Raw genomic sequence first — 4,972 nt, forward strand, 5'->3', positions numbered from 1 at the left:
GCGGTCAAACGAATCACATTGAACGCTTCAATTGCACACTTCGTCAACGGGTCTCGCGGTTGGTCAGAAAAGCGCTGTCATTTTCAAAAAAGCTTGACAACCATATTGGTGCAATCTGGTATTTTGTTCACCATTACAATGCCTCGCTGCCAGTGAATCAAGAATGCTGAAACCCTCTGAAGTCCTATAGACTGGGGCACCACCAAAACGGCGAACCGACGTTCTGTGCCGCTTAACGAAGTTGCTTACCAAACATTAGTCTCACGGTTGGCATTCCGGAACGCCCACTGCCCAGAAAGTCCGTGGGTGTTCTGTAGTGCAGCTGGTAAGCGGATCGCAAGCGTGAAGAAGAGTTTTGCGCAGGCTCGCAGTCAAGCAGGCATCACGAATTTTCGAATTCATGATCTTCGTCACACTTGCGCAGCTTGGTTGGTCACAGCAGGCGTGGCGTTAGCGGAGATTCGGGATCTTTTGGGCCACAGCTCGATCACGATGACCGAGAAGTATGCTCACTTGGCCCCGGATAACATCCGTCGAGCGGTAGAGGTCCTCGACGAGTAGTCACGTTTTGGTCACGGTCGATTCTGAGAATCTCTCAGAATCGCCGTAAGTCTTTGATTTGGCTCCCCGAACTGGACTCGAACCAGTGACCCACTGATTAACAGTCAGTTGCTCTACCAACTGAGCTATCGGGGAATTGATTAATCCATGCACTATAGCGATTCTATTTTCTTGGGTCAAGCATTTATCGCGTCAAGCGGCAACGGCCGCGATCCGCTCCAGGGCGCGCTCGAGGTTGTCCCGGCTGGTGGCAATGGAGATGCGCGCATAACCGGGTGAGCCGAACGCGGAGCCTGGCACCAGGGCCACGCCCGCTTGCTCGATCAGATATTCGGCAAGCTCCAGGTCGTCGCGAACCACGTCGAGCCTGTCGATCAGGCCCTGCACCTTGGGGAAGACGTAGAAGGTGCCATCGGTGGGCAGACACTCGATGCCCGCCATGGCGTTCAGGCGTTCGACGACCAGATCGTGGCGCTCCTTGAACGCGGTGAGCATCTCGCCGATGCAGCCTTGCGGGCCTTCCAGCGCCGCCTGGGCGGCGACCTGCGAGATCGAGGTCGGATTCGAGGTGCTCTGCGACTGGATCGTCTTCATCGCCTTGATCACCGATGCCGGCCCGCCTGCGTAGCCGATGCGCCAGCCGGTCATCGAGTAAGCCTTGGAGACGCCATTGAGCACCAGGGTGCGCGGCAGCAGATCCGGGCAGACGTTGACGAGGTTGACGAAGGGCGCGCGCGCCGGCCAGAGGATGTGTTCGTACATGTCGTCGGTGGCGATCAGCGCGCGCGGGAAGTCGCGCAACACCTCACTCAGCGCCGTTAGCTCCTCGGCCGTGTAGGCCATGCCGGTCGGGTTCGACGGGCTGTTGATCACCACCAGGCGTGTCTTCTCGGAGAGCACGCCGCGCAACTGATTGGGCGTGATCTTGAACTGCTGCTCGGCGCCGGCCTGCACCAGCATCGGCGCGGCGCCAGCGAGCAGGACCATGTCGGGATAGGAGACCCAGTAAGGCGCGGGGATCACCACCTCGTCGCCCGGATCGAGCACCGCCTGCGCCAGGTTGTAGAAGCTCTGCTTGCCTCCGCAGGAAACCAGGATTTGCTCAGGCGCGTAGTCGAGGCCATTGTCGCGTTGGAACTTGGCGATGATCGCGCGCTTCAACTCCGGCGTGCCATCAACGGCGGTGTACTTGGTGAAACCGGCATCGATCGCCTCGATCGCCGCTTGCTTGATGTGAGCCGGGGTGTCGAAATCCGGCTCGCCGGCACCGAGGCCGATGACATCCTGGCCCGCCGCGCGCAGCTCCCTCGCGCGCGCGGTGATGGCCAGCGTGGCCGATGGCTTGACGGATTGAACGCGGTTGGAGAGCTTGATGATCATCGCTGGTTGAGGTCCAAATAGCGCAGTGGGTGGGCGGCAGGAGATACTTAGTATGCGTCGGCGCTTATTTTATCCGATAACCTTGGTTTGCACGCGATGGCTCGTCCCTTTGAACTCGTCTCCCAGTTCCAACCCGCCGGCGATCAACCGGAGGCGATCCGCCGTCTGACCGAAGGGCTGAACGACGGCGAGGCCGGCATGACCCTGCTCGGGGTGACTGGTTCGGGCAAGACTTTCACCATCGCCAATGTCGTCGAGCGGGTGCAGCGTCCAACACTGATCCTGGCGCCGAACAAGACCCTGGCCGCCCAGCTCTACGGCGAGATGCGCGAGTTCTTCCCGCACAACGCGGTCGAGTACTTCGTCTCCTACTACGACTACTACCAGCCCGAGGCCTATGTGCCGGCTTCGGATACCTACATCGAAAAGGATGCCTCGATCAACGAGCACATCGAGCAGATGCGCCTGTCGGCGACCAAGGCCCTGCTCGAGCGCCCGGATGTCATCCTGGTCGCGACCGTCTCCAGCATCTACGGGCTCGGCGATCCGGAGGCCTATCTCAAGATGGTCCTGCACCTCTCGCGCGGCGACCTGATCGATCAGCGCGCGATCCTGCGCCGGCTTGCCGCATTGCAATACCGGCGCAACGAGGTCGAACTCGCGCGCGGTTCCTATCGCGTGCGCGGCGATGTCATCGACATCTACCCCGCCGAGTCCGACGACGAGGCGCTGCGGGTGGAATTGTTCGACGACGAGATCGAGGCGCTGTCGCTGTTCGATCCGCTGACCGGCGAGACCACGCGCAAGGTGCCCCGCTACACGGTGTTCCCGAAGACGCACTATGCGACCCCGCGCGAGGTGATCCTCAACGCGATCGAGCAGATCAAGGTCGAACTCAAGGACCGGCTCAACTGGCTGCGCGACCATGACAAACTGGTCGAGGCGCAGCGCCTGGAACAGCGCACCATCTTCGATCTGGAGATGATGGTCGAGGTCGGCTACTGCTCCGGGATCGAGAACTACAGCCGCTATCTCTCCGGTCGTGGACCGGGCGAGCCGCCGCCGACGCTGTTCGACTATCTGCCGAAGGATGCGCTCATCGTCATCGACGAGAGCCATGTCACCGTGCCGCAGCTCGGCGGCATGTTCCGGGGCGACCGCTCGCGCAAGGAGAACCTGGTCGACTACGGCTTCCGATTGCCCTCGGCGCTCGACAACCGACCACTGCGCTTCGAGGAATTCGAGGCGCGCCGGCCGCAGACCATCTATGTCTCGGCGACCCCACGCCAATACGAGATCGACCACTCCGGCGCGGTGATCGAGCAGGTGGTGCGCCCGACCGGCCTGATCGACCCCGAGGTCGAGGTGCGCCCAGCGCGCACCCAGGTCGATGACCTGCTCTCCGAGATCCGGCTGCGCACCGCCGCCGACGAGCGCGTGCTGGCGACCACGCTGACCAAGCGCATGGCCGAGGATCTCACCGACTATCTCGGCGAGCACGGCATCCCGGTGCGCTACCTGCACTCCGATATCGACACCGTCGAGCGGGTCGAGATCATCCGCGATTTGCGCCTCGGTGCGTTCGATGTGCTGGTTGGCATCAATCTGCTGCGCGAGGGGCTGGACATGCCCGAGGTGTCGTTGGTCGCGATCCTCGACGCCGACAAGGAAGGCTTCCTACGCTCCGAGGGATCGCTGATCCAGACCATCGGCCGCGCCGCCCGCAACGCGCATGGCAAGGCCATCCTCTATGCCGATCACATGACCGGCTCGATGCGCCGCGCGATCGACGAGACCGAGCGCCGGCGCGCCAAGCAGATCGCCCACAACGCGGCGCACGGCATCACGCCGCAAACGATCAAGAAGGCGGTCGCCGACATCATGGAAGCGCATGCACCGGGGGCACCGATGCAGGCGGGCGAGTACGCCAAGGTCGCCGACGAAATGGCCGAGTACGCCAACCTGACACCGGCGCAGATGGCGAAGAAGATCAAGAGCCTGGAGAAAGCCATGTACAAGGCCGCCAGGGATCTCGAGTTCGAGCAGGCCGCCGCGCTGCGCGATCAGATCAAGACGCTGCGCGCGCGTGGCATTGCCGCTTGAGCGGATCAGACCGGATCAGCGTCGAGCGAGGCCAGGTCAACTACCCCGGCCTAAAGGCCGGAGCTTGTGAAAGCAAGCTCGGTTGACCAGGGCAAGCGGTGAAAACCCGCTCCGTGCATCACAGGTCGTCAAGACCCACTCCGGGATGCTTCCTCAGTCCCGGACCCTGGAAGATCAGGATCATGCTGGCGCAAGGTAAAACGCCGAAGGTGCTGATCGCTGCCACCCGGCAGGAGCCGGTGATGCACATGCCCGAGGGGAGCGAGCCGCAAGGCTCTGTCACCAGGCCCGTAAGGGTACTGATGTTAGAGACGGATGTTGGAGAACACCATGGCCGTATTTGTATTGGACAAGAAAAAGCACCCACTGATGCCCTGCTCAGAGAAGCGGGCGCGGCTGTTGTTGGAACGCGGGCGGGCCGTGGTGGTACGCCTGCACCCCTTCACCATCCGGCTGAAAGATCGCCTCGGCGGCGAGACCCAACCGCTGCGCTTGCAGCTCGACCCGGGCAGCCGGACCACAGGCATATCATTGGTGCGCGAAGACGAGACCACCGATCCCGACACAGGCGAGGTGCGCCGTGAGGCGCATTTGGTGTGGCTGGGTGAACTCACCCATCAGGGCAATCGCATCAAGCTTTGCTAATATTAGCGTTTCCTGATGATTTTGTTTTCTCGTCACTTTTGGGCCACTCGAAGAGCAGTTTTGTCAGGTAGTCCTCGTTGCAAGCGGCCTTCAAGCGTTTGTTCTGCAGCCCCACCTTGGTGTCATCATTCTTCAGTCGTGAGAGCGCGAGGTGACGCAGCACGGCGAGGTTCTCACGCGCCACCGGCTGGCGCACACGGCACTCATCCTCGCGAAAGGCGATGTCGAGAGTCCAATGCAAGCCGTTTTCAACGCCCCAGTGGCCGCGCACGGCGTGGGCAAA

At 61.8% G+C, this 4,972-nt stretch carries 6 protein-coding genes and 1 tRNA gene; 4 read left to right on the top strand and 3 right to left on the bottom strand.

The annotated features are described in order from the left end of the window. Together CCR82_RS18105 and CCR82_RS18110 are read left to right on the top strand one after the other, a co-directional pair. Positions 1 to 170, top strand: a 170-nt coding sequence (locus CCR82_RS18105) for an IS1 family transposase (RefSeq protein WP_276570509.1), incomplete at its 5' end; no start/stop codon positions are given. Positions 171 to 186: 16 nt separating this feature from the next. Then, positions 187 to 561 (top strand): tyrosine-type recombinase/integrase, encoded by a 375-nt coding sequence (locus CCR82_RS18110; protein WP_201247216.1) that lies wholly within the window; start codon positions 187 to 189, stop codon positions 559 to 561. Positions 562 to 620: 59 nt separating this feature from the next. On the opposite strand, the gene CCR82_RS18115 is transcribed toward CCR82_RS18110, so the two are convergent. Together CCR82_RS18115 and CCR82_RS18120 are read right to left on the bottom strand one after the other, a co-directional pair. Continuing rightward, a tRNA-Asn gene (locus tag CCR82_RS18115) sits at positions 621 to 696 on the bottom strand. Positions 697 to 753: 57 nt separating this feature from the next. After that, positions 754 to 1,941, bottom strand: coding sequence for a pyridoxal phosphate-dependent aminotransferase (locus CCR82_RS18120; protein ID WP_201247213.1), 1,188 nt, complete (start codon positions 1,939 to 1,941; stop codon positions 754 to 756). Positions 1,942 to 2,037: 96 nt separating this feature from the next. Between CCR82_RS18120 and uvrB the strand changes: the two genes are divergently transcribed. Together uvrB and CCR82_RS18130 are read left to right on the top strand one after the other, a co-directional pair. Continuing rightward, entirely contained in the window at positions 2,038 to 4,044 is a 2,007-nt protein-coding gene (uvrB, locus tag CCR82_RS18125) for an excinuclease ABC subunit UvrB (RefSeq protein ID WP_201247214.1), read from the top strand. A gap of 330 nt (positions 4,045 to 4,374) precedes the next feature. Then, the gene (locus tag CCR82_RS18130; protein ID WP_201247215.1) at positions 4,375 to 4,689 is read left to right on the top strand and encodes an RRXRR domain-containing protein; all 315 of its coding nucleotides are present in this window, start codon (positions 4,375 to 4,377) and stop codon (positions 4,687 to 4,689) included. Here CCR82_RS18130 and CCR82_RS18135 read toward each other — a convergent pair. Beyond that, a partial coding sequence (locus CCR82_RS18135) for a transposase (protein ID WP_201247051.1) occupies positions 4,676 to 4,972 on the bottom strand: 297 nt, incomplete at its 5' end. The two genes, CCR82_RS18130 and CCR82_RS18135, sit on opposite strands and share 14 nt — an antisense overlap.

This window comes from Halochromatium salexigens, from assembly GCF_016653295.1.
GTDB classification, from domain to species: Bacteria; Pseudomonadota; Gammaproteobacteria; order Chromatiales; family Chromatiaceae; genus Lamprobacter; species Lamprobacter salexigens.